Origin of the sequence: Geodermatophilus sp. YIM 151500, assembly GCF_025716945.1 — a bacterium.
GTDB lineage: Bacteria > Actinomycetota > Actinomycetes > Mycobacteriales > Geodermatophilaceae > YIM-151500.
Genome location: NZ_JAOVZT010000004.1, coordinates 230,040 through 250,484 on the forward strand (window position 1 = coordinate 230,040; position 20,445 = coordinate 250,484).

The window sequence follows — 20,445 nt, forward strand, 5'->3', positions numbered from 1 at the left end:
GCCCGGGACGGCGTCCGCTACCAGGACGCCGTCCCGGGCTCGTACGTGCCGAAGCTCCACTCGATCCCCTCCGGGTCGAGCAGCCGGCAGCGCCGGCTGCCCCATTCGGTGTCCTCGGGCGGGAACACGGACGCGCCGCCGGCGGCCAGGGCGCGGGCGTACCGGTCGTCGACGTCGTCGACCAGCAGGTACAGACCCTGGCCGGTCGAGCGGCCGACCAGCGGCGCCCGGCCGTAGTCGGCGTCGTGGCTGGCCACCATGAGGACGGCGTCACCCAGCCGGACCTCGGAGTGCAGGACCCTGCCGTCGTCGCCGTCCTGGCGGACGGTTGTCGCGAAGCCGACTGCCTCCAGCCAGCGCAGAGCGGCCGGGGCGTCGCGGTAGCTCAGGTAGGCGAATAGCCGGGAGGGCACGGGCGCAGGCTAGCGATGCCCCGCGCGCGGCGGCCGGTCGCCGGACGCACGGACGCCGCCGGGGCGGGATGCCCCCGGCGGCGTCGGTGTCGGACAGGGTGGAGCTGAGGGGATTTGAACCCCTGACCCCCTCGATGCGAACGAGGTGCGCTACCGGACTGCGCCACAGCCCCTCGGCCAAGAGACTACCGTCCGCCCGCTCCGGCGCCGCACGGGGGCGGCACCGGAGCGTCGCGTCGTCCCGGCCAGATGCCGATCAGGTCGTCCCGATCCGGTCATCCCGGCCAGGCCGTCCCGCTCAGGCGTTGGCCACCCGGCGCGGCTGGTACTCGTCGATGTCGGCGAAGCCGATGTCGTCGTCGTCCAGGCCCACGACCGCGCTGTTCTGCCAGCCGGCCGGAGCCGGCGTGCGGGCGGCGACCACGCGGCCCGGCCGCAGCGGGTGCACCGGCGCGAGCGGCACGCTGGGGTGCGGCAGCCGCTCGGCGGCGACGGTCGAGTGGCCCCCGGCGACGTCGTCGTACCCGCGGTCGTCGTACCCGTGCGACATGGCCGCCACCGCCCGCTCGACCCGCTCCGGCGCCCGCGGCGCCGGGGAGCGGAGGGCCGCGCGGGCCGCCGCGCGGGCGGCCCGGCGCGCCGCCATGCGCTCGCGGCGGGCGGCCCGGCGCAGCACCAGCAGGTAGCCGAGGACGGCGAGGTCGAGGAAGACCTGCGGCGCCCACATCCACGCGCGGAAGAGCAGCGCGCCGGCCAGGGCCACGAGCGCGAGCGCCACGAGGCCGGCCAGCGTGCGCCGCCGCAGCGCGTGGACGTCGATCTCCAGCTCACCGCTGCTCACCAGCTGAGCGCGGTCGATGGCCACCCGCTCGGTGTCGGCGGCGGCCGACCGGTCGGGAGACCGCCGGCGCTGCAGCGTCCGACCCGAGTCGGCCAGCTCGGCCCGGCCTCCCCGGCTGTCGCCGCGGGTCACCACCATCGGCACCAGCACGACGAACCAGAGGACGACCAGAGCGGCGAGGAGCACGCCCGATCCCATTCGCACACCACCCGTCACATGAGTCACTCGCGAGAGCAGGCTAAGCACGGACGTCCCCCGGACGAGGGAGGCGCGCGGTGTGTCCTGAAGTGTCGTGAGGCCGGTGTGACGACCGACGGCGTGTCGCGGGCCGCCACCGCCCGGGACGCGGGAACAGGTGCTACTACGGGCCGCCGGTCAGCGACCGCCAGCGGCCGAGCACGCTGCCGGGCACCTCGTCGGCCAGCAGCGCGTAGGTGTAGTGGTCGCGCCAGTCGCCGTCGATGTCGAGGTAGCGGCGCAGCAGCCCCTCCCGCCGGAACCCCAGCCGCTCGACCAGGCGCTGGCTGGCCAGGTTCTCCGGGCGGATGTCGGCCTGCAGCCGGTGCAGCCCGGCGCGGCCGAACGCGTGGTCGCAGACCAGCGCCACGGCCAGCGACGCCAGCCCCCGACCCGTGACGGCACGGTCGATCCAGTAGCCGAGGTGCCCGGAGCGCAGCGCGCCGCGGACGATGTTGTCGACGGTCACCTGCCCGGCCAGCCGGCCCTCCACGCGGACGGCGAAGGGCAGCGAGGTACCGGCGCGGGCCCGCTGGGCCGCCGCGCGCCGCATCGCCCGGAACGCCGCGGGGGTGTGCCGGGCCGCCCACGGGGCGGGCGCCGTGGGCTCCCAGGGCGCGAGCCACTGCTCGTTGGCCAGCCGGACCCGGCTCCACTCCGCGGCGTCGCGGCGGCGCAGCGGCTGCAGCTCGACCGGCCCGGACGCCAGGCGGGCCGGCCAGCCGGGGTGGAGCAGCGGTTCCAGCTCAGCCGCCGAGGAGCAGGGGCATCACCGTGACCAGGCCGCCGGCGGCGATCTCGGTGACGTCCTCGTCGATGACGATCAGGCAGTTGGCGCGGGCCATGCGGGCCAGCAGCGCCTCGGTGCCGTCGCCCACCGGCTCGACGACGTAGCCGCCGTCGGGGTGGCGCATCACGGTGCCGTGCAGGTACTGGCGGTAGCCCAGCGGCGAGAGCAGCTGCTGGCCGGCGATGGCCTGCACGGTGCGGCGGAACAGCTGCCGCTTGCCCAGCATCCGCCGGATGGCCGGACGCACGAACACCTCGAAGGAGACCAGCGCGGCCACCGGCTCACCGGGCACGCAGATCACCGGAACCGCGTCGCGGCCCAGCCGGCCGAAGGCCTGCGCGGGACCGGGGTGCATGGTCACCCGGGCGTGCTGCATGTCGCCGAGCTCGGCCATCACCTCCTGCACCACGTCGAAGCCGGTGCCGCCGAGAGTCCCGGCGAGCACCAGCAGGTCGCTGCGCAGCAGCTGGCTCTCCAGCACCTCGGCCAGGCGGCGGCGGTCGGTGGGCAGGATGCCCGACCGGTAGGCGTCGGCCCCCGCGTCGCGGGCGGCCGCGGCCAGCGCGTAGCTGTTGACGTCGACGACCTGCCCGAGCGCGGGCGGGGTGCCGATGTCGACCAGCTCGGTCCCGGCGCAGACCACCGAGACGCGCGGGCGGGGGCGCACCCACACCCGGTCGCGGCCCACAGCGGCGAGCAGGCTGATCTGGGCCGGCCCGATCGGGGTGCCGACCTGCACCGCGGGGTCGCCCGGCGCGACGTCGTCCCCGGTGCGGCGCACGTAGCCGCCGGTCGGCGGCGCGGCGTGCACGGCGACCCGCGCCGCGCCCTGGTCGGTCCAGACGGCGGGGACGACGACGTCGGCGCCGGCCGGGAGCATCGCCCCGGCGGCCACCGCGAGCGCCAGCCCCGGCCCGATCGACGACGGCGCGGACATGCCCGCGACGCTCTCCCCCACCACGGCGAGCTCCACCGGTGCGTCCGGGCTGGCCCCCTCGACGTCCTCGGCGCGCGCCGCATAGCCGTCCAGCGCGGCCTGGTCGAAGGCCGGCAGCGCCCGGCGGCTGACCACGTCCTCGGCGCAGAGCAGGCCCTGGGCGTCGAGGACGGCCAGCTCGATGGGGTCGGGCTGGGGCACCGCGGCGAGGATCTCGTCGAGGTGCTGCCCGACGCTGCGGACGCTCTCCTCGGCGACGGGCGACCGGCGACCGCCCGGCTCGCGCGGCGCGGGCGGCGGGGGTGGCGGCACCTCCGGGCGCGGGCGCACGCCGACGTGCGCCGTGTCCCGGTACCCGACTCCGCCGTCCTCGGTCCTGCTCACCACGGTCGCTCCGCCCCCTCCGCGCCCCGACCGCCGGTGCCGGCCGGGCAGGGGCGGGCCGGTCCGGCGCCGCGGCGGTGCGCCGCGGCGCCTGGGATCGTCCCCCGGCGACGCCCGGTCAGGACGGCGACGCGCCCTCCGCGGGCAGGTCGGCGACGAACTCGCGCAGCCACGCCCGCAGCGGCGGCCCCAGGTCGTCGCGCTCGCTGGCCAGTCGGACGACGGCCTTGAGGTAGTCCAGCCGGTCGCCGGTGTCGTACCGGCGGCCGCCGAAGACGACCCCGTGCACCGGCTCGCCGCGCTCGACCAGGGTGGCCAGCGCGTCGGTCAGCTGGATCTCGTCGCCGCGGCCGGGCGGGGTCTCGCGCAGCACGCCGAACACCTCGGGGGCCAGCACGTAGCGGCCGATGATCGCCAGGCTGCTGGGCGCCTCGTCGACCGGCGGCTTCTCCACCAGGCCGGTGATGCGCACGACCTCGTCGCCGTCCATGGCCGCGTCGTCGGCCGGCTCGACCGCGACCGCGCCGTACTTGTCGATGTTCTCCCGGCCCACGTCGAGCAGCGCGATGACCGACCCGCCGTGCGCCCGCTGCACGGTGAGCATGTGCTCCAGCAGGTGGTCGCGGACGTCGATCATGTCGTCGCCCAGGAGCACCGCGAACGGCTCCTCACCGACGAACGACGCCGCCTGCAGGACGGCGTGCCCCAGGCCCCGGGCCTCGCCCTGGCGGACGAAGTGCACCTGCGCGATGCCGGTGGACTCGCGGACGGCGGCCAGCCGCGACTCGTCGCCCTTCTTCTCCAGCAACGCCTCGAGCTCGGGCTGCCGGTCGAAGAAGTCCTCGATCGCCGACTTGCCGCGGCCGGTGACCATGAGCACCTCGGCGAGGCCGGCCCGGGCTGCCTCCTCGACGATGTACTGCAGCGCCGGTCGGTCGACCACCGGCAGCAGCTCCTTCGGCACCGCCTTGGTGGCGGGCAGGAAGCGGGTGCCCATGCCGGCGACCGGGATGACCGCCTTGCGGGCGGCGCGGCGGGACTCGGCCGAGGCGGTCGGGGAGGTCGGGGAGCTCACGCGCGAAGCGTAGCCACCGGGCGCGGCGCGCTCGTCGGCACGGCACCCTTTATAGGGAAGGCTTGGCTAGCCTGCGAGCCGTGGGTTCCCCGTCCGCGGCCGCCGCCGCCAAGGAGGCGCTGCGCGAACGGGTGCTGGCCCGCCGTGCCGCGCGGCCGGCCGGCGAGCGCGCGGCGGCCGCGGCCGCGGTGGCCACGACGCTGCTGCGCGGGCTGTCGGGGTCACGCACCTTCGCGGCCTTCGTGCCCGAGGAGACCGAGCCCGGCCACGGCCGCCTCCCGGCGGTCTTCACCCGGCTCCGGGCGCGCGTGCTGCTGCCGGTGGTCCCGCCGACGGGCCGCGAGCTCGGCTGGGCCGTCGACACCGGCCGGCTCGCCCCCGGGCGGTTCGGCCTGCTCGAACCGGTGGGCCCCCGGCTGGGCCCGACCGCCATCGGCACGGCCGACACCGTCGTCGTGCCGGCGCTGGCCGTGGCGCGCGACGGGATCCGGCTCGGGCGCGGCGGGGGCTACTACGACCGGGCGCTGCGGCACGCCCGCCCAGGCGCGACGCTGGTGGCCGTCGTGTTCGACGACGAGCTGCTCGACGAGCTGCCGGCCGAGGAGCACGACCACCGGGTGACCGCCGTCGTCACGCCGTCCGGCGGCTGGCAGCCGCTCGGCTGAGCCCGTCCCGGGGGCCGAGGTCGCGCGGCCCGGGGGGGGGTCGGGGTCGCGCCGCCCCGGCGGGCCGTCGATCATGTCCGGTGGCGCCCGCCCTTCCCGGCGCCGCCGGCCCGAGCCACCGATCCGCCCCATCCTCCGCCTACGACAGCCAGGAGATCCGCGTGCCGCCCCCAGCCCTCCCCCGCCCGGCCCCTGCAGGCCGCACCGCCCGCCCGGTCGCCCCGGGAGCGCGCGCGTGAGCGGCCCGCTGGACGGCGTCCTCGTCGTCGACCTGACGCGGGCCCTCGCCGGCCCGCACGCCGCCATGATGCTCGGCGACCTGGGCGCGCGGGTGATCAAGGTGGAGAGCCCCGGCAGCGGCGACGACAGCCGGGGCTGGGGCCCGCCGTTCGTGTGGCCCGGGGGCGGCGGGGCGGGCGAGGACGGCGCCGGTGACCGGGAGTCGACCTATTTCCTCTCGTGCAACCGGAACAAGGAGTCGATCGCCCTCGACCTCAAGGCCGACGACGACCGCGCGGTGCTCACCGACCTGGTCCGCCGCGCCGACGTGCTGATGGAGAACTTCCGGCCCGGCACGCTGGCCCGGCTCGGCTTCGGCAACGAGGTGCTCGCCGAGCTCAACCCGCGGCTGGTCGTGCTGTCGATCAGCGGGTTCGGGCACGACGGGCCCGAGGGTGGCCGCGCGGGCTACGACCAGATCGCGCAGGGCGAGGGCGGCCTGATGTCGCTCACCGGCTCCGGACCCGACGACCCGCAGAAGGTCGGCGTCCCGATCAGCGACCTGCTGGCCGGTATGTACGGCGCCTACGGCGTGCTGGCCGCGCTGCACGAGCGCGAGCGCACCGGCCGCGGCCAGGTGGTGCGCACCTCGCTGCTGGCCGCCGTGGTCGGCGTGCACGCCTACCAGGGCACCGCGTGGACGGTGGGCGGCCAGGTCAACCGCGCGCAGGGCAACCACCACCCGTCCATCGCGCCATACGGCCTGTTCCACTGCAAGGGCGGCAGCGTGCAGCTGTCCTGCGGCAGCGAGGGCCTGTGGCGACGGCTGTGCGGCGAGTTCGGCCTCGACCCGCAGGCGCCCGGCCTGGCCACGAACGGCGAGCGGGTGGCCCGCCGCGACGAGGTGATCGCGCTGCTCGAGGAGACGTTCGCCGACATCGGCCCGGAGGAGCTGCTGGGGCGGCTGGACAAGGCCGGCGTCCCCGCCGGCAAGGTGCGCAGCCTCGACGAGGTCTACGGCTGGGACCAGACCCTCTCCCAGGGCCTGAAGATAGACGTCGAGCACGCCTCCCTGGGGCAGGTGTCGCTGCCCGGCCCGCCGCTGCGCTTCTTCACCGCCGGTCCGGACGGCGAGACCGAGACCACCCGCCGCGACCACCTGGCCCCGCCGACCCTGGACGGCGACGGGGCGAGCGTCCGGCAGTGGCTGCGCGCACCCGAGGGCGTGCCGCAGCCGGCCGGCGACGACGCCGAGGACGGCCACGCGACGTGACCGCGCCCGCGAGGAAGCCGACGCGGCGGGACGCCCGCAGCCTGCGCGACCTGGTGCTCGACCCCGGCTCGTGGATCTCGTGGGACCGGCCCATCCCGGCGCCGGCCGACGACGACGGGTACTCCCGCGAGCTGGCCGAGGCCGCCGAGCGCAGCGGTCAGGACGAGGCGGTGCTCACCGGCGAGGGCCGGCTGCGCGGACGGCGGGTCGCGGTCATCGCCGGGGAGTTCGGCTTCCTGGCCGGGTCCATCGGGATCGCCGCGGCCGAGCGGCTGATCGCCGCGGTCGAGCGGGCCACCGAGGAGGGGCTGCCGCTGCTGGCCGCGCCGGTCTCCGGCGGCACCCGCATGCAGGAGGGCACCGTCGCCTTCCTGCAGATGATCGGCATCACCGCCGCCATCGCCCGGCACAAGGAGGCGGGCCTGCCCTACCTGGTGTACCTACGCCACCCGACGTTCGGCGGGGTGCTGGCCTCCTGGGGCTCGACCGGCCACGTCACCATCGCCGAGCCCGGCGCGTCGATCGGGTTCCTCGGCCCGCGGGTGTACGAGGCGCTGTACGGCGAGAAGTTCCCCGAGGGCGTGCAGACCGCCGAGAACCTGGCCGAGCACGGCCTGATCGACGCCGTCGTCCCGCACGAGGAGATCGCCGAGGTCGCCGACCGCGCGCTGCGGGTGCTCAGCGCCCGGCGGACGTGGCACCTCGACGTCCGGGACGCCGAGCGGCCGCGACCCGACGACGGCACGGACGCCGACGACCCCGAGGACCACCGCAGCGCCTGGGAGGTGGTCACGGCCTCCCGGCGCGAGGACCGTCCGGGCGTGCGCCGGCTGCTGCGGACGGCGGCCACCGACGTCGTGGGCCTGTCGGGCACCGGCGCCGGGGAGCGCGATCCCGGGTTGCTGCTGGCGCTGGCCCGGTTCGGCGGGGCGCCCTGCGTCGTCCTCGGCCAGGACCGGCGCGGGCAGTCGCTGACCGCGCCGCTCGGCCCGGCCGCCCTGCGCGAGGCCCGGCGGGGCATGCGGCTGGCCGCCGAGCTGCGGCTGCCGCTGGTGACGCTGATCGACACCCCCGGCGCGGCGCTGTCGCAGGAGGCAGAGGAGGGCGGGCTGGCCGGCGAGATCGCCCGCTGCCTGCAGGACCTCGTGATGCTCCGCGCGCCGACGCTGGCGGTCCTGCTCGGGCAGGGCACCGGCGGCGGGGCGCTGGCGCTGGTGCCGGCCGACCGGGTGCTGGCCGCGGCCAACGGCTGGCTGGGGCCGCTGCCGCCGGAGGGCGCGTCGGCGATCATGCACCGGACCGTCGACCGGGCGGACGAGATGGCCGCGCACCAGGGCGTGCGGGCCACCGACCTGTGGCGGGCGGGCATCGTCGACCGCGTGGTGCCCGAGCGGCCCGACGCCGCCGACGAGCCGACCGAGTTCTGCCGGCGGCTGGGCCGGGTGCTCGGCGAGGAGCTGGCCGGGCTGCTGGGCCGCGACGACGGCGAGCGGCACCGCCGCCGGCTGCACCGCTACCGCCACCTGGGTCGCTGAGGCGCGACCCCTGCGTCGCGGTCGCCGTCCTCACCGTGCGGTCGCCGTCCGCACGGTCCACCTCGCCCACCCGGCGGTCGCCGTCCTCACCGTGCGGTCGCCGTCCTCACCGCACAGGGTGGGGACGGCGACCACACCGCGCGGATGGCGATCATGGTGCCGCGTCGACGGCTGTCCTGGCTCACGGGCGACGGTGGCTCCGGAGCGGGACGGACGGCGGCGTCAGGCCGCCGCGGAGCCCGGCGCGGCGGACAGTCCCCACGCCGCCGCCACCAGCTCCAGGCTGCGCACCCGCTCGGCGACACCGTGGGTGGACGCCGAGACCATCAGCTCGTCCGCGCCGGTCTCCTGGGCGAGCCGGCGCAGGCCGGCGACGACCACGTCGGGGGTGCCGACGATCGCGTTGCTGGGCATCGACTCCGCGGCGGCGCGCTCCGGGTCGGCCTCCGCCTCGGCCGGCGAGGGCACCGGCCGCAGCCGGTTGGTGCGGATCGCCAGCCGCATCAGCTGCCCGGGGAGGGCGAGCCGGCGGGCCTCCGCGTCGGTCTCGGCGGCCAGCACGTTCGCGGTCACGATCGTGCACGGCCGGTCGAGGACGGGCGAGGGGCGGAAGGAGTCGCGGTAGAGCCCGACCGCCGCCACGGTGTGCGGACCGCCGAAGTGGTGCGCGTACGCGAAGGGCAGCCCGAGCGCGCCGGCGAGCTGGGCGGAGAAGCCGCTGGACCCGAGCAGGACCACCTGCGGCGCCGACTCGGCGGCCGGCGTCGCGCTGAACCGCTCGGCCAGCCCACCCTCGACCCGCTCGTCGCCGAGCAGGCCCAGCAGGTCGAGCAGGTGCTGCGGGAAGTCGTCGGCCGAGAGCGCCGCCGGGTCGCGGCGCAGCGCGAGCGCGGTGTGCTGGTCGGTGCCGGGTGCCCGGCCGATGCCCAGGTCGATCCGGCCCGGGTGCAGCGCCTCGAGCAGTGCGAACTGCTCGGCGACGACGAGCGGCGCGTGGTTGGGCAGCATGACGCCGCCCGAACCGATGCGGATGCGTTCGGTCACGGCGGCGAGGTGGGCGACGAGCACCGGCGGGTTGGTGCTCGCCACGGCCGGCATGTTGTGGTGCTCGGCCACCCACAGGCGCCGGTAGCCCAGCCGGTCGGCCGTCCGGGCGACCTCGGTGGTCGCGGCGAGCGCCTCGGCGGTCGACTGACCGGAGCCGACGGTGGCCAGCTCGAGGACGGACAGCGGCAGGGGCGACTGCTCGGTCGACTGCTCGGTCGGCGGCTCGGTGGTCTGCGCGGTCATCGTCGTCGGCAACGCCGTCCCGGGCGGCCGGCTTCCCGCCGGCCGTCCCGTCCCGGCGAAGGCCTTCCCCACCGGCGTCCCACGAGCGGAAGGCCGCGGCTCGTCCGGGGCCGTCCCACCCGGTGGTCAGCCGCCGGTGCGGGCCCGGTAGCGGGCGGCGCGCCTGGCGGCGGCGGCCCGCTTCCGCTCGGTCTCCTGCTGCTGCCGGACCAGCGCTGCCCGTTCCCGGTGCGCGGTGGCGGTCCCCGCCGGGAAACCGGCGCGGACCACCCGGTTCTCGGTGGTCTCGGGCATGTACGCGAGGGAGAAGATGAGCCCGAGGAGGACGCCGCCCAGGACGGCCATGCCGCGGATCCAGAACGGCCCGGGCAGCAGCCAGAGGACGAGCGCGATCGGCACGGCCATCTGCAGCAGGCTGCGCGCCACGTGGCGCAGCGCCCAGGTGCGCGTGCTGGTGTCGTGCAGCACCCAGCCGCGGTACCGGTCGGGCAGCCGGCCGCCGAACGCGTACCACAGCCAGCGGTGCGGTCCCGGTCGCCGGACGACGGCCGCGGAAGCGACCTGGTCCCGCCGGTCAGCCACCCCGGCGTCGTTCCCGGGCTCCCTGCTCACCCGTGCATGTGTACGCGATCGCCGCGCCTCCGCGGGGGACGTGTCAGCGGGTGCGGAGCGGCGCGAGGGCGGGAGCGCGGTGACCCCGTCGCCGGTCAGTGCGTGACCTTCAGGCCGATGACGCAGCCGACGATGCCCAGCAGCAGGAACACGCGGAGCACCGACACCGGCTCCTGCCCCGACCACATGGCGTATCCGGCAGTGAGGGCGGCTCCGATGCCGACCCAGACGGCGTAGGCCGTGCCGAGCGGGATGCCACGCATCGCGTAGGCGAGGCCGGCCATGCTCGCGGCGAGCCCCAGCAGGAAGACGACGGTCGGCGTCAGCCGGCTGAAGCCCTCCGATCTGTCGAGCGCCGCCGCCCACACGGCCTCGAGGACACCGGAGACGACGAGGACGAGCCAGTACACGGGATCTCCTGGGAACGCCGTCTTGTCGCTGTCCGGGTACGGCGCCGCTCGTCCGGGAGTCCTGGTCGGGACCCGTTCACACGGTCTCACGCCCTCCCGCGCCGGGCACCCGGTCCTGGCGGTGACACCGGCCACCGCACGGTCCGACCGCGCTGATCCGGTCGGATCGGCGCGGTCCGGCGCGGCGCGAGCCGGCCGGGACCCGGTGCTCGGCGGGCACCCCCGATGTGGCGACGAGGGTGCCGTCGCCGCCAGGCCGGACCTCGCCTCGCTCCCACGGGCCGGCTCTGGCTCGAGCGAGCACGACGCGGAAGACGTTGTCCAGACGCACCGACGCGTCCGGCTGCACGAACTGCTCCAGGACCGCCGCGACGGTGCTGCGCACTCGGTCGACCCCGACCCGCTGCACCGCCGCCTGGGCTGGACCCGACGACAGGCTGGCGCGCACGCCGGTGGCGACGTCGGGGTACAGGAAGGGCGCCGCAACCCCGATGGCCCGCTCAGCGCTCAGGTGGGCGCTCTCGACGAGGGCCTCCAGCGCGCCGGGACGGGCGAGCGCGAACGGCCCGCCGGCTCCCGGGGGCGGTGGCGGCAGCAACGCCGCGATCGCCGCGAGCATGGCCCTCGCTTCGCACCGCTCGGGGTCGCCCCACGTGGTGACCGTGACCGCCGCTCCGGCGGTCGCCACCCGTTCGATCTCGCGCAGCGCACGAACCGGATCGGACGCGTACTGCACCGAGTTGAAGGCCGTGACGGCGTCGAAGGAGTCGTCGGCGTACGGCAGCGCCTCGACGTCCCCTTGCCGCAGGTCCGCCCCGTCCAGCCGACGACGGGCGACCTCGAGCAACTGCGCGGAGGCGTCGAGGCCGGCGACATCACCGCTTCGCCCCGGACCGAGGTTGTCTGCTCGGCCCCGGTGGACTGCCCGACAGGCACGAGGCCGGCCAGGGCCGGCAGCCACGGTCGCACGTCGTCACGACGCAGGACGCTGTCGGCTCCGAGGCCCGCCAGCGCCTCGGCCAGCGGCCCGAACGCGTTGGCGCTGGAGGCCGGCACGGCCCGGCCCCGCAACTCCAGGACTCCCCGCTCCGCTGCGACCGACGAGATCTCGCGCACGAGACGCGTCTTGCCGATCCCGGCCTCGCCGAGCAGGAACACGACCCGGCCGCAGCCACCGCATGCGGCGTCCAGAGCGGCGACGAGCGCAGCCAGCTCCGCGGCCCGTCCCACCAGGACCGGACACGGCACGACCGGGACCACCTCCTGATCCTCACCCCGGTCGGCCCGGCCGCTCCACCACCGCGTGACCGGAGAACCGTCGATCACAGCCGAGGCACGGTCGGGTGCGCTGCGGCGACACGCACAGCCTTGTCGACGTACGAGGTCGCGACTCCTCGTCGACAGACGTGGACGGACCGTGGACCGCGAGGCATCATTGGCACTCGACAGGTCCGAGTGCCAACTCGCGACCGCCCCGCACAGCCCAGGGAGCGCCACCGCCGTGCCCACCTACCAGTACGTCTGCAGCAACCCCGCGACCAAGCACGAGTTCGAGGTCGTGCAGTCCTTCAGCGACCCGTCGCTCACCGAGTGCACGCAGTGCAGCAGCCCGGTGCGCAAGGTCTACGGCTCGGTCGGCGTGGTGTTCAAGGGCTCCGGCTTCTACCGCACCGACAGCCGCGGCAACGGCAAGGCCGGCGACGGCAAGCCGGGCGAGGGCACGAAGGCCGGGGATGGCAAGGCCGGGAGCGGGGGCACCGGATCGCCGGCCGGCGCGGGGTCGACCGGGGGCAAGGAGAAGGCCGCCACGTCGTCCAGCGGATCGACGGGCGGCTCCTCGAGCGGCGGCAGCACCGCCGCCTGACCCACGGACGGCGGCCGTCCACAGGCCGTCGGCGCGTCCACATATCCCGACGGCGAGGAGCGGGACGACGTCCCGGCGGCCAGGCTGGCCGCATGCCGCGCCTGCGCCGTCCCCGCTCACCGGTGCACCGGCTCCGCCAGGCGGCGGCGGGCCTGCTCGCGGCGCTGGCCCTCGTCCTCGCGCTGGGTCCGGCCGACCCGGCGCCCCCGCGCGGGCCGGAGACGGTCGACGTCGTGGTCGCCGCCGCCGATCTGCCACCGGGGCGCGTCCTGGCGTCGGGCGACCTGACCGTCGCTCCCTTCCTCGCCGCGACGGCGCCGGCCGGGGTCGTCGCCGGCAGCGGGCCGCTCCTCGGACGGGTGCTGGCCGGCGCTGTGCGGGCCGGGGAACCGGTCACCGACCACCGACTCGTGGGTGCCGGCCTGACCGCCGCGCTCCCGCCCGGTCAGGTGGCCGCGCCGGTGCGACTGGCCGACCTCGCCGTGGCCGCGCTCGTCCGGGCCGGTGACCGGGTCGACGTGCTGGCCACGGCGTCCGGGGCGACCGACGCGGAGGTGGTCGCCGCCGCGGCGCTGGTGCTCTCCGCCGCCGGCCCGGCCGGCGGCGACGCCGGGCCGCTCAGCGCCGACCCCGCCGCCGGATTGCTGCTGCTGGCCGTCGACGAGTCCACGGCGGCTCGGCTGGCCGCGGCCGCCACCACGGCGACGCTGACGGTCAGCCTCCCGGCCCCGCAGCGACCCGGATGACCCGGGGGCCAGCGGGTCGCGTGGCCGGTCCGGCACCCGTGTGGCTGGATGACCCGGTGATCAATGCGCCCCTGGGCCTCCGCGACGTGCGCGAGGTGCCCGGTTTCGAGCAGCTGTCCGGGTTCAAGAAGTTCCTGCTCCGCGGCAACGTGGTCGACCTCGCCGTGGCGGTGGTGATCGGCACCGCGTTCACGATGGTCGTCAACGCCTTCGCCGAGTCCTTCCTGACCCCGTTGATCGCGCTGGTCAGCGGCGGCGGGGAGCTGGGCGGCGTGGTGGTCGTCGACGGGCAGGAGTTCACCTACGGCCGGTTCATCAGCGAGGTGATCACCTTCGTCCTGACCGCGGCCGTCGTCTACTTCGTCGTGGTGCTGCCGATGCGCACGCTCCTCGACCGGCGGGCGAAGGAGGCTCCCGTCGTCCCGGCGGTGCCCACGGAGGTCGAGCTGCTCGTCGAGATCCGCGATCTGCTCCGCGCCCAGCAGGCCGGCGCCGGCCGGGCGCCCGGGACCTGGCCACCGGCCGCCGGTTGAGCACACCGGTACGGCCGGCCGGGCCGCCCCGGGCGAACGGACGACCGGCCGGGCCGCGCCCGCGCGACAGCGCTCCCGAGACCCTCAGTCGCTGCCCCAGTGCGGCGGCCGGTCCTCCAGGTAGCGCCGGTCGTCGTCGGCAGGCCGCTCGCCCCAGCCGAGGTCGCTGTCGTCGGGTGCGCGCTCGACGACCGGGCCGGCCGGCGGCGCCGGCCCGTCGTCCGGGAGCGGCAGACCGAGCCCGCCGAGCACTTCCGCGGCGGGGAGGGCGGCGAGCGCCGCGCCGCGTACGGCGAGCTTGCTGCCCCGGATGCCGGACCCGATGACGACCCAGTCGGCGGCGGCGACCGCGGCGTCCACGAGCACCGGCCACTGCGGCGGCAGCCCGACGGGCGTGATGCCCCCGTAGGCCATGCCGCTCTCGGCCACGGCGACGTCCTGCGGTGCGAAGGAGGCCTTGCGCGCGCCGAGGTGGCGGCGGACCAGCCCGTTGACGTCGGCCCGCGTGGTGGCCAGCACCACGCAGGCGGCGAGGTTGGTCTGCCCGGCCCGGCGGGCCGCCACCACCACGCAGTTCGCGGATGCGGCCAGCGGGACGTCGTAGGCCTCCGAGAACGCCGCCGTGTCGGCCAGCTCCTCGTCGATCGCGGCCACCCACGCCTCACCCAGCGCCGGCAGCGCTGCGTCGACCGCAGGGGCCAGCAGGTCCGGCGCGTCCGCGACCGGGCGCCAGGTCAGCGACCCCAGCTGCGGGGCGCTCACCGCACTCCCCGGTCGCGGCGCGGGAGACGGGTCGTCGGTTCCGGTGTCGGGTGCGGCACGTACCGATCCTGCGGGAGCGCCCGACGGCGGCACAGCCCGGGGGCGCCCGGCGGACCCGGCGGGGCGGACGCCAGGATGTCGGCATGATCGGCCAGCTGCACTCCGTCGTGATCGACGCGCCCGATGCCCACGCGCTCGCCAGCTTCTACGCGCGGCTGCTCGGCATGGAGGTCACCAAGGGCGGCCCCGGTGACGACTGGGTCGTGATCACCGGCGCGGGTCACCGGCTCGCCTTCCAGCAGGCACCCGACCTCCGGCCGCCGGCCTGGCCCGATCCCGACCGCCCCCAGCAGTTCCACCTCGACGTCCGCGTCGCCGACGTGGACGCGGCCGAGCCGGCCGTGCTGGAGCTGGGCGCGCGGCGGCTACCCGGTGGCGGTGGCGACTTCCGGGTGTTCGCCGACCCCGTCGGCCACCCGTTCTGCCTGGTGTGGGACGCGTGAGCGACGAGCGGCCGGGCACCGCGGCGATCCCCGACCTGACGACCGCCAACGCGTTCGGCGCCGCGACCGGCTTCCGCGCGAGCGGCGTGAGCGGCGAGCGGGTGACCGGCACGGTGGAGCTCGGCCCGGAGCAGCACACGCCGTGGGGCGTCGTGCACGGCGGCGTCTACTGCGCCGTCGTCGAGGCCGCGGCGAGTCTGGGCGCGAGCGCGGCCGTGGCCGACGAGGGCAAGTTCGCCGTCGGCGTCAACAACAGCACCGACTTCCTCCGCTCCATGACCGCCGGGCGGCTGGAGGTGCTGGCCGAACCGGTGCACCAGGGCCGCACCCAGCAGCTGTGGCAGGTCCGGCTCACCCGCGCCGACGACGGCAAGCTGGTCGCCCGCGGCCAGGTGCGGCTGCAGAACATCCGGCTGCCCCGCCGCTGACCGGGCGGCGCCGGTACGGTCGCCCGACGCCGAGCGCCGCCGGGGATCAGAGGACGGCGGGGTCCACGACCACGGTGAACAGGGCGCGCGGGTCCTGCAGCGTCGCCGGCGGGCGCGCCGCCGACCGCGGGACCACCCGGTCCCACCGGGCCGGACGGCGGTGCGGCAGCAGCTCGCGCCCCTGGAACAGGTAGTCGCCGGCCACCTCGCCGAGCAGCAGGCCGCTGCCGTGCTCGACGGGCAGCGCCACCGGGTCCCCCGGCTTCACCTCGTCGAGGAAGGCCGACAGCTGGCGCAGGTCCTTGGCGGGCCGGCGCCCGGAGAGCTCCTTCGACAGCGCCCGGAGTTCGCCCGGCGACAGGCCGGTCGCGTCGACGTCGACACCGGACTGCACGCCGAGCCCGACGACACCGGCGGCCAGGCACGCCCCCAACTCGGCGTGCGCACGGGGTCGCACCACCCACAGCCGGACGCCGTCCGGCGGGGACGGGGGCGGCACGTCGTCCGGCTCCGGCCACACGTAGGGCAGGTCGTCGGGTTCGGGGCCGAAGCGCTCGGCGAATCGGGGCCGGTAGAAGTCGGGGTCCTTGGCCAGCAGGTTCGACCTGTGCGAGCGGTGCAGCGCCTCGTCGCCCACCCAGGAGGGCAGCAGGGCGGCCGCCGCGAGGTCCTGCTGCCGGGCCCCGACGACGTCCGGGGCGAACTCCGCGATGAGCGTGTCGGTGGTGTCGGCGAAACCGCGGGCCCGCCACTCGCGGACCATCTCCAGCCCGTAGACGACCAGCGCCGCCGTCCGGCCCCGCCACATGCGGACGACGGGGTGGGAGACCCAGCCGTAGTCGGGCAGCTCCAGCGCCCGCAGCACCTGCAGCGTCTCGACCCGCTGCTTGCCCAGCCGCGGGGAGTCCAGCAGCCGCGCGCTCTCGGCGAAGTCGGCGACGGGCAGGAAGGTCTGCATCGCCGCCCATCCTCGCCGACCGCGGCCCGGGCCGCCGGGGCGGTGCCGGCCGGCCGGGCCGCAGGCCCACCGCCGGCCGGCCGCGCCGACCGTCGGCCGGTGCCCGACCGGCGGTCGGGGTCAGCCGCGCCCGCGGACGTCCCCGTCGAGCCGCGCCAGCGCGGACTCCCAGCGGGTGCGCCGCGCGTCGGCGTCCTGCCCCCACCACGCCGGCCCGCGCTCACCCAGGCCGGTCTTGGCCAGCCGGACCCGCTCCCGCGCCTCGGCCACGGCGACCTCGTCCCCGGCCCGGCCGGCGGTGCGGACCCGGGACCGCGCGGCGCCGAGGTGGTGCAGCAGCCGCGCTCGGACGTCGTCCGGGAGGTCGGGGTCTGCGGCCCGCCACCGACGCCCGTCGACCACCAGCCAGCGGCCGTCGCCGGTCCGCTCGACCGACCGGCCGTCGCTCACGCCGCCGCGCGGCGGGCCAGTTCCGGCAGCACGGCGCCGAGGGGGGCGTCGATCCGGACGTCGGCCTTCGCGTCACCCCGGGTCGGACCGACGTTGACGATCGCCACCGGGATGCCCAGCTTGTCGGCCCGCAGGACGAACCGGTAGCCGCTCATGACCGTCAGGGAGGAGCCCAGGACGAGCAGGCACGCCGCCTCGTCGACCAGCTCGAAGCACCGGTCGACCCGGTCGCGCGGCACCGTCTCGCCGAAGAAGACGACGTCGGGCTTGAGCGGCCCGCACCGGCAGGCGCCGCAGTCGACCATCGCGAAGCCGTCGAGCACCTCCTCGGGCAGCTCGACGTCACCGTCCGGGTTGACCTCGTCGGTCCGCGGGCCGAAGCCGGGGTTGGCGGCCCGCAGCCGCTCGTCGAGCTCGCCGCGGTCGGCGACGTCCCCGCAGGCCAGGCAGACCGTGCGGTCGAGGCCGCCGTGCAGTTCCACGACGTCGCGCGCACCCCCGGCCTGGTGCAGGCCGTCGACGTTCTGCGTGATGACCCCGGCGAGCAGGCCCGCCGCCTGCAGGTCGGCGACCGCGCGGTGGCCGTCGTTCGGCCGGGCGTCGCGGACCTGCCGCCAGCCGACGAAGCTGCGCGCCCAGTACCGGTGCCGGCCGCGCGGGTCGCGCACGAAGGTCTGGTAGGTCATCGGGGTGTGCCGGCGCAGCGATCCCGAGGCGCCCCGGTAGTCGGGGATGCCCGAGTCGGTGGACAGCCCGGCGCCGGAGAGCACCACGACGTCCCCGTCGGCCACCAGGTCGACCAGCGCGTCGGGGCAGACGGCCGGGACGGCGGAATGCGGCAGCACCGGCGCGAGACTCACCGGCCCATGGTGCCTCGCGATCGCCGGCCGCGCCGCCGACGTCGCGCCGGCCGCCTGCCGCGGGCCCGATCAGCCGCCGGCCAGCTCCCGCTCCAGGCGATCGAGCAGGTCGTCGTAGACGCGGCGCAGCCCGCGCGGGGCGAAGGTGCGCTCGAAGAAGCCGCCCACCCCACCGGCGCCCTCCCAGGTCGTGCGGACGCGCACGGTGGTGACGCCGGCATCGGCCGGCCGGACCGTCCAGGTCGTCACCATCGACGACCGCGTGTCCGTCTCGACCAGGGTGTCGGGGGTGGGCTGCGTGATTTCCAGCACCTGGTCGCGGACTCGCTTCGACGTGGCGGCGAACCGCCAGCGCACCCGCGTGCCGGCACCCTGGCCGCCCTCTTCCACCCGGTAGTCGCTGAACTGCTCGGGCAGGATCCGTGACCGGACGCCGGGGTAGTCGGCGAGCGCCTGCTGCACCCGCTCGGCGGGGGCGCGGACGACCCGCTCGGCGGTGGCGACGACCTGGCTCATGTCCTCATCCTGCCGTCGCCTCGGGGCTCGCACCCGGCCGGTCCACCAGGCGGTGCGGGACCGGGTGCGATCACCAGCGCGGTCGCCGCCGCGGTTCCCAGTTGGCGCAGCCCTGGGACGAGCGGCGGCCGACGCCCGCGCACGGCGGCCGGGGCGCCGGCCAGATCGGCTCGCCGTCCTCGCCCGGTACCTGCAGGTCCGGCCGGAGACCCCACCCGTTCAGGAAGATCTCGCAGTCACAGAATCCGCCGCGGGCACCGAGGCGCCGCTCGAGGCCGGTCGCACCGGGCAACCGGACGTCGCGCCAGCGGCAGGCCCAGCGCAGGGTGGTGTCGCAGCCGAAGCGCTCCAGCATGCGGTCGACGTAGCAGAGCACGCACTCGCCGACCGCCGGGGCGGGCAGCGCAGTCGGCGGCGCCGTGACGCGCGGCTCCCGGTCGTCGGGCGTTCGGATGTCCATGGGTCCTCCTCGCTCGTGAGGAGGCCGGTCTATCCGGGCGCGACGACAGCGCGGTGCCCGCCGTCCACAGGGGTGGGCCGCCGTCCACAGGGCGGGCTGCCGGACCGGCTGATCAGCCGGCGGCCTCCTCGGCGTTGAGGTAGTCGCAGCGGTAGCGGGCGGAGGCCATCAGCTCCGTGAAGCGCGCCTCCCACGCCGGGTCGTCGGACGGCACCGTGGCGAAGACCCGCTCCTCCAGCACGAGCGGCCAGCCGTCCGGACCGGTGCACGACCGGCGCAGCAGCACCCGGGTGGCGCCGTCGACCTCGTCGTGCGCGGCCGACCAGCGGGCTGCGTGGATCGCGGCGGCGACCTCGGCCCGTCGGCGCGCGGGCAGCCACCCGCCACGGCCGTCCGGCAGCGCCGTCCGCACCGTGGCCCGCGCGACCAGGACGACGAGACCGGCGAGGGCCACCAGCAGCGCGACCGCCACCAGCGCACCGACCATGCATCCACGGTAGGCGGCGGCGGCCGGCCGCACCGCTGGTCGAGGCGCGGTGGACCGCCCGGCGAGCCGATGCTGCAGGCCGGTGACGACTTCGTGGCAGGTCGCCGTCGGAGCGGTGCTCCCACCGCGGAGCGGGGCACCGTGGGGTCGTGCGGACGACGCGGCCTGCGCTCGCGGGTCGCGAGCCAGGGAGGTGGACGGCGATGCGGACCATCGGCCCGGCGGCATCCGCCGGCGAGCGAGGAGGCGCCGCACCCGGGGACCGGGGAGGGACGACGCCGGACGTCGTCGGCGACATCCTCCGGGAGGCGTGGCGACCGGACGTCCCCGCACCGGTCAGCCTCCACGTCCGGCCCGAGGTGCACGCGCGGATGCTGGCGCAGGGCTCTCCGAGGACCGATGAGGTGGGTGCCGACGTCCCGGTGGTCGTCGACGACGAGATCCCCGCCCAGCCGGGCTACGAGATCCACCGCGCGCCGCCCCCGGGGGCGGCGGCCTGAGCCGCCCTGTCGACCCAGCGATCCGGCAGACGGCCGCAACGGTGGCCGCACGAGCGGTAGCCCCGAGAGAATCGAACCTCCACACGGTCCAGGACTTCCCCAGCGTCGGACCTGGCCCGGTGGAACGGTGCAAACACGACATTCTGGAGCAAAAGGCGCGGCTCGAATGTCGGAACGCTGCCCAGGTGGGCCCTGTGGGCGGACACCTCACGCACCCCGGCACCGCCCGACAGCAAAGTGCACGCTCCCATCACCCGGTCCGGACCTGAATCCTTCGAACAGGCGACCCGCACCACTCTCGGGCCTGGCCTCCCGTGGACGACGCGGTGACGCTGAGGTGACGCGCCCGTCTCTAGGGTCCACGGCGAGGGCATTAGCGCCGTGACCTCTGGATCCTTAGGGGCTACCGCCACGTATGTGACCCGCCTTTGGGCGGGTGATCGGCTGCCGCACGTCGGAGGGGCCATGGACACATCGTCGGACGGGTCCGAAGGAATCCGCGCGGCGGGATGCCATCTCTACTCAGGGCACACCAGTCGCTCAGCCCGAGACCGAGCAGGGGCCGCGGGAGCACATGGCACGACGACGCCACACCGATGACATCCGAGGAGACGAGGCATGAGCCAGCATCAGCGCCTGGGAAGAGAGGACGAGCCCTCACCACGACCCGAGACCGCTAGGCCATCACCCCAGAGGC

25 protein-coding genes, 1 tRNA gene, 1 pseudogene and 1 riboswitch are annotated in these 20,445 nt (G+C 76.4%); of the genes and pseudogenes, 9 read left to right on the plus strand and 18 right to left on the minus strand.

Features of this window, described 5'->3' with window-relative positions:
* Positions 1-17: 17 nt before the first annotated feature.
* From OF117_RS09415 to OF117_RS09440, 6 genes are all read right to left on the minus strand, one after another.
* On the minus strand, positions 18-413 hold the full coding sequence (locus tag OF117_RS09415; RefSeq protein ID WP_263552570.1) for a VOC family protein: 396 nt from the start codon (positions 411-413) through the stop codon (positions 18-20).
* 99 nt (positions 414-512) lie between these two features.
* Positions 513-586: transfer RNA gene (locus tag OF117_RS09420), tRNA-Ala, on the minus strand.
* 125 nt (positions 587-711) lie between these two features.
* Entirely contained in the window at positions 712-1,440 is a 729-nt protein-coding gene (locus OF117_RS09425) for a hypothetical protein (RefSeq protein WP_263552571.1), read from the minus strand.
* Between the two features lie 175 nt (positions 1,441-1,615).
* Positions 1,616-2,236 carry a GNAT family protein gene (locus OF117_RS09430; protein ID WP_318014236.1) on the minus strand — a complete coding sequence of 207 codons (621 nt, stop codon included), beginning with the start codon at positions 2,234-2,236 and terminating at the stop codon, positions 1,616-1,618.
* Position 2,237: 1 nt separating this feature from the next.
* A complete protein-coding gene (gene glp / locus OF117_RS09435) occupies positions 2,238-3,602 on the minus strand; it encodes a gephyrin-like molybdotransferase Glp (RefSeq protein ID WP_263552572.1) in 1,365 nt (454 codons plus the stop codon).
* A 118-nt stretch (positions 3,603-3,720) separates the two neighbouring features.
* Positions 3,721-4,677 (minus strand): UTP--glucose-1-phosphate uridylyltransferase, encoded by a 957-nt coding sequence (locus OF117_RS09440; RefSeq protein ID WP_263552573.1) that lies wholly within the window; start codon positions 4,675-4,677, stop codon positions 3,721-3,723.
* An 80-nt stretch (positions 4,678-4,757) separates the two neighbouring features.
* Between OF117_RS09440 and OF117_RS09445 the strand changes: the two genes are divergently transcribed.
* The 3 genes from OF117_RS09445 (at position 4,758) to OF117_RS09455 (ending at position 8,369) form a co-directional block, all read left to right on the plus strand.
* Entirely contained in the window at positions 4,758-5,342 is a 585-nt protein-coding gene (locus OF117_RS09445) for a 5-formyltetrahydrofolate cyclo-ligase (RefSeq protein ID WP_263552574.1), read from the plus strand.
* A gap of 235 nt (positions 5,343-5,577) precedes the next feature.
* Entirely contained in the window at positions 5,578-6,834 is a 1,257-nt protein-coding gene (locus OF117_RS09450) for a CaiB/BaiF CoA transferase family protein (protein WP_263552575.1), read from the plus strand.
* On the plus strand, positions 6,831-8,369 hold the full coding sequence (locus tag OF117_RS09455; RefSeq protein ID WP_263552576.1) for an acetyl-CoA carboxylase carboxyltransferase subunit alpha/beta: 1,539 nt from the start codon (positions 6,831-6,833) through the stop codon (positions 8,367-8,369). The genes OF117_RS09450 and OF117_RS09455 overlap by 4 nt, the downstream gene beginning before the upstream one ends.
* Before the next feature lie 222 nt (positions 8,370-8,591).
* Here the strand turns inward: OF117_RS09455 and OF117_RS09460 are convergent, their stop codons facing one another.
* The 5 genes and pseudogenes from OF117_RS09460 to OF117_RS22240 all read right to left on the minus strand — a co-directional run.
* On the minus strand, positions 8,592-9,659 hold the full coding sequence (locus OF117_RS09460) for an LLM class flavin-dependent oxidoreductase (RefSeq protein WP_263552577.1): 1,068 nt from the start codon (positions 9,657-9,659) through the stop codon (positions 8,592-8,594).
* Positions 9,660-9,785: 126 nt separating this feature from the next.
* Complete coding sequence (locus OF117_RS09465; protein WP_263552578.1) at positions 9,786-10,271, minus strand: DUF5313 domain-containing protein; 486 nt, start codon at positions 10,269-10,271, stop codon at positions 9,786-9,788.
* A gap of 95 nt (positions 10,272-10,366) precedes the next feature.
* Positions 10,367-10,681 (minus strand): DMT family transporter, encoded by a 315-nt coding sequence (locus tag OF117_RS09470; RefSeq protein ID WP_263552579.1) that lies wholly within the window; start codon positions 10,679-10,681, stop codon positions 10,367-10,369.
* Between the two features lie 11 nt (positions 10,682-10,692).
* Positions 10,693-10,758, minus strand: a riboswitch (guanidine-III (ykkC-III) riboswitch).
* Positions 10,758-11,642 carry a class I SAM-dependent methyltransferase gene (locus OF117_RS09475; RefSeq protein ID WP_263552580.1) on the minus strand — a complete coding sequence of 295 codons (885 nt, stop codon included), beginning with the start codon at positions 11,640-11,642 and terminating at the stop codon, positions 10,758-10,760. Its footprint overlaps the riboswitch before it by 1 nt.
* A pseudogene (locus OF117_RS22240) lies at positions 11,606-12,190 on the minus strand (AAA family ATPase); the annotation flags it as partial. The gene OF117_RS09475 and the pseudogene OF117_RS22240, both read right to left, overlap by 37 nt.
* Between OF117_RS22240 and OF117_RS09480 the strand changes: the two are divergent.
* The 3 genes from OF117_RS09480 (at position 12,183) to mscL (ending at position 13,824) form a co-directional block, all read left to right on the plus strand.
* Complete coding sequence (locus OF117_RS09480; RefSeq protein WP_263552581.1) at positions 12,183-12,545, plus strand: FmdB family zinc ribbon protein; 363 nt, start codon at positions 12,183-12,185, stop codon at positions 12,543-12,545. The pseudogene OF117_RS22240 and the gene OF117_RS09480 overlap by 8 nt on opposite strands.
* A gap of 92 nt (positions 12,546-12,637) precedes the next feature.
* On the plus strand, positions 12,638-13,291 hold the full coding sequence (gene cpaB, locus OF117_RS09485; protein WP_263552582.1) for a Flp pilus assembly protein CpaB: 654 nt from the start codon (positions 12,638-12,640) through the stop codon (positions 13,289-13,291).
* Between the two features lie 56 nt (positions 13,292-13,347).
* Positions 13,348-13,824, plus strand: a complete 477-nt coding sequence (mscL, locus tag OF117_RS09490; protein ID WP_263552583.1) for a large conductance mechanosensitive channel protein MscL — start codon at positions 13,348-13,350, stop codon at positions 13,822-13,824.
* An 84-nt stretch (positions 13,825-13,908) separates the two neighbouring features.
* Here the strand turns inward: mscL and OF117_RS09495 are convergent, their stop codons facing one another.
* The gene (locus OF117_RS09495) at positions 13,909-14,586 is read right to left on the minus strand and encodes a YbaK/EbsC family protein (protein WP_263552584.1); all 678 of its coding nucleotides are present in this window, start codon (positions 14,584-14,586) and stop codon (positions 13,909-13,911) included.
* A 143-nt stretch (positions 14,587-14,729) separates the two neighbouring features.
* Here OF117_RS09495 and OF117_RS09500 point away from each other — a divergent pair, with 143 nt between their 5' ends.
* Both OF117_RS09500 and OF117_RS09505 read left to right on the plus strand, forming a co-directional pair.
* On the plus strand, positions 14,730-15,089 hold the full coding sequence (locus OF117_RS09500) for a VOC family protein (RefSeq protein WP_263552585.1): 360 nt from the start codon (positions 14,730-14,732) through the stop codon (positions 15,087-15,089).
* Positions 15,086-15,517, plus strand: a complete 432-nt coding sequence (locus tag OF117_RS09505) for a PaaI family thioesterase (protein WP_263552586.1) — start codon at positions 15,086-15,088, stop codon at positions 15,515-15,517. Before OF117_RS09500 ends, OF117_RS09505 begins: the two co-directional genes overlap by 4 nt.
* A gap of 46 nt (positions 15,518-15,563) precedes the next feature.
* On the opposite strand, the gene OF117_RS09510 is transcribed toward OF117_RS09505, so the two are convergent.
* The 6 genes from OF117_RS09510 to OF117_RS09535 all read right to left on the minus strand — a co-directional run bounded on the left by OF117_RS09510 (position 15,564) and on the right by OF117_RS09535 (position 19,248).
* A complete protein-coding gene (locus OF117_RS09510) occupies positions 15,564-16,475 on the minus strand; it encodes an MSMEG_6728 family protein (RefSeq protein ID WP_263552587.1) in 912 nt (303 codons plus the stop codon).
* Between the two features lie 120 nt (positions 16,476-16,595).
* Complete coding sequence (locus OF117_RS09515; protein WP_263552588.1) at positions 16,596-16,925, minus strand: biopolymer transporter Tol; 330 nt, start codon at positions 16,923-16,925, stop codon at positions 16,596-16,598.
* Positions 16,922-17,785 carry an NAD-dependent protein deacetylase gene (locus OF117_RS09520; protein WP_263552589.1) on the minus strand — a complete coding sequence of 288 codons (864 nt, stop codon included), beginning with the start codon at positions 17,783-17,785 and terminating at the stop codon, positions 16,922-16,924. The genes OF117_RS09515 and OF117_RS09520 overlap by 4 nt, the downstream gene beginning before the upstream one ends.
* A 69-nt stretch (positions 17,786-17,854) precedes the next feature.
* The gene (locus OF117_RS09525) at positions 17,855-18,301 is read right to left on the minus strand and encodes an SRPBCC family protein (protein ID WP_263552590.1); all 447 of its coding nucleotides are present in this window, start codon (positions 18,299-18,301) and stop codon (positions 17,855-17,857) included.
* A 70-nt stretch (positions 18,302-18,371) separates the two neighbouring features.
* Entirely contained in the window at positions 18,372-18,761 is a 390-nt protein-coding gene (locus tag OF117_RS09530) for a DUF2695 domain-containing protein (RefSeq protein WP_263552591.1), read from the minus strand.
* 112 nt (positions 18,762-18,873) lie between these two features.
* A complete protein-coding gene (locus tag OF117_RS09535) occupies positions 18,874-19,248 on the minus strand; it encodes a hypothetical protein (protein ID WP_263552592.1) in 375 nt (124 codons plus the stop codon).
* A gap of 203 nt (positions 19,249-19,451) precedes the next feature.
* Here OF117_RS09535 and OF117_RS09540 point away from each other — a divergent pair, with 203 nt between their 5' ends.
* On the plus strand, positions 19,452-19,748 hold the full coding sequence (locus tag OF117_RS09540) for a hypothetical protein (RefSeq protein WP_263552593.1): 297 nt from the start codon (positions 19,452-19,454) through the stop codon (positions 19,746-19,748).
* Positions 19,749-20,445: the final 697 nt, after the last annotated feature.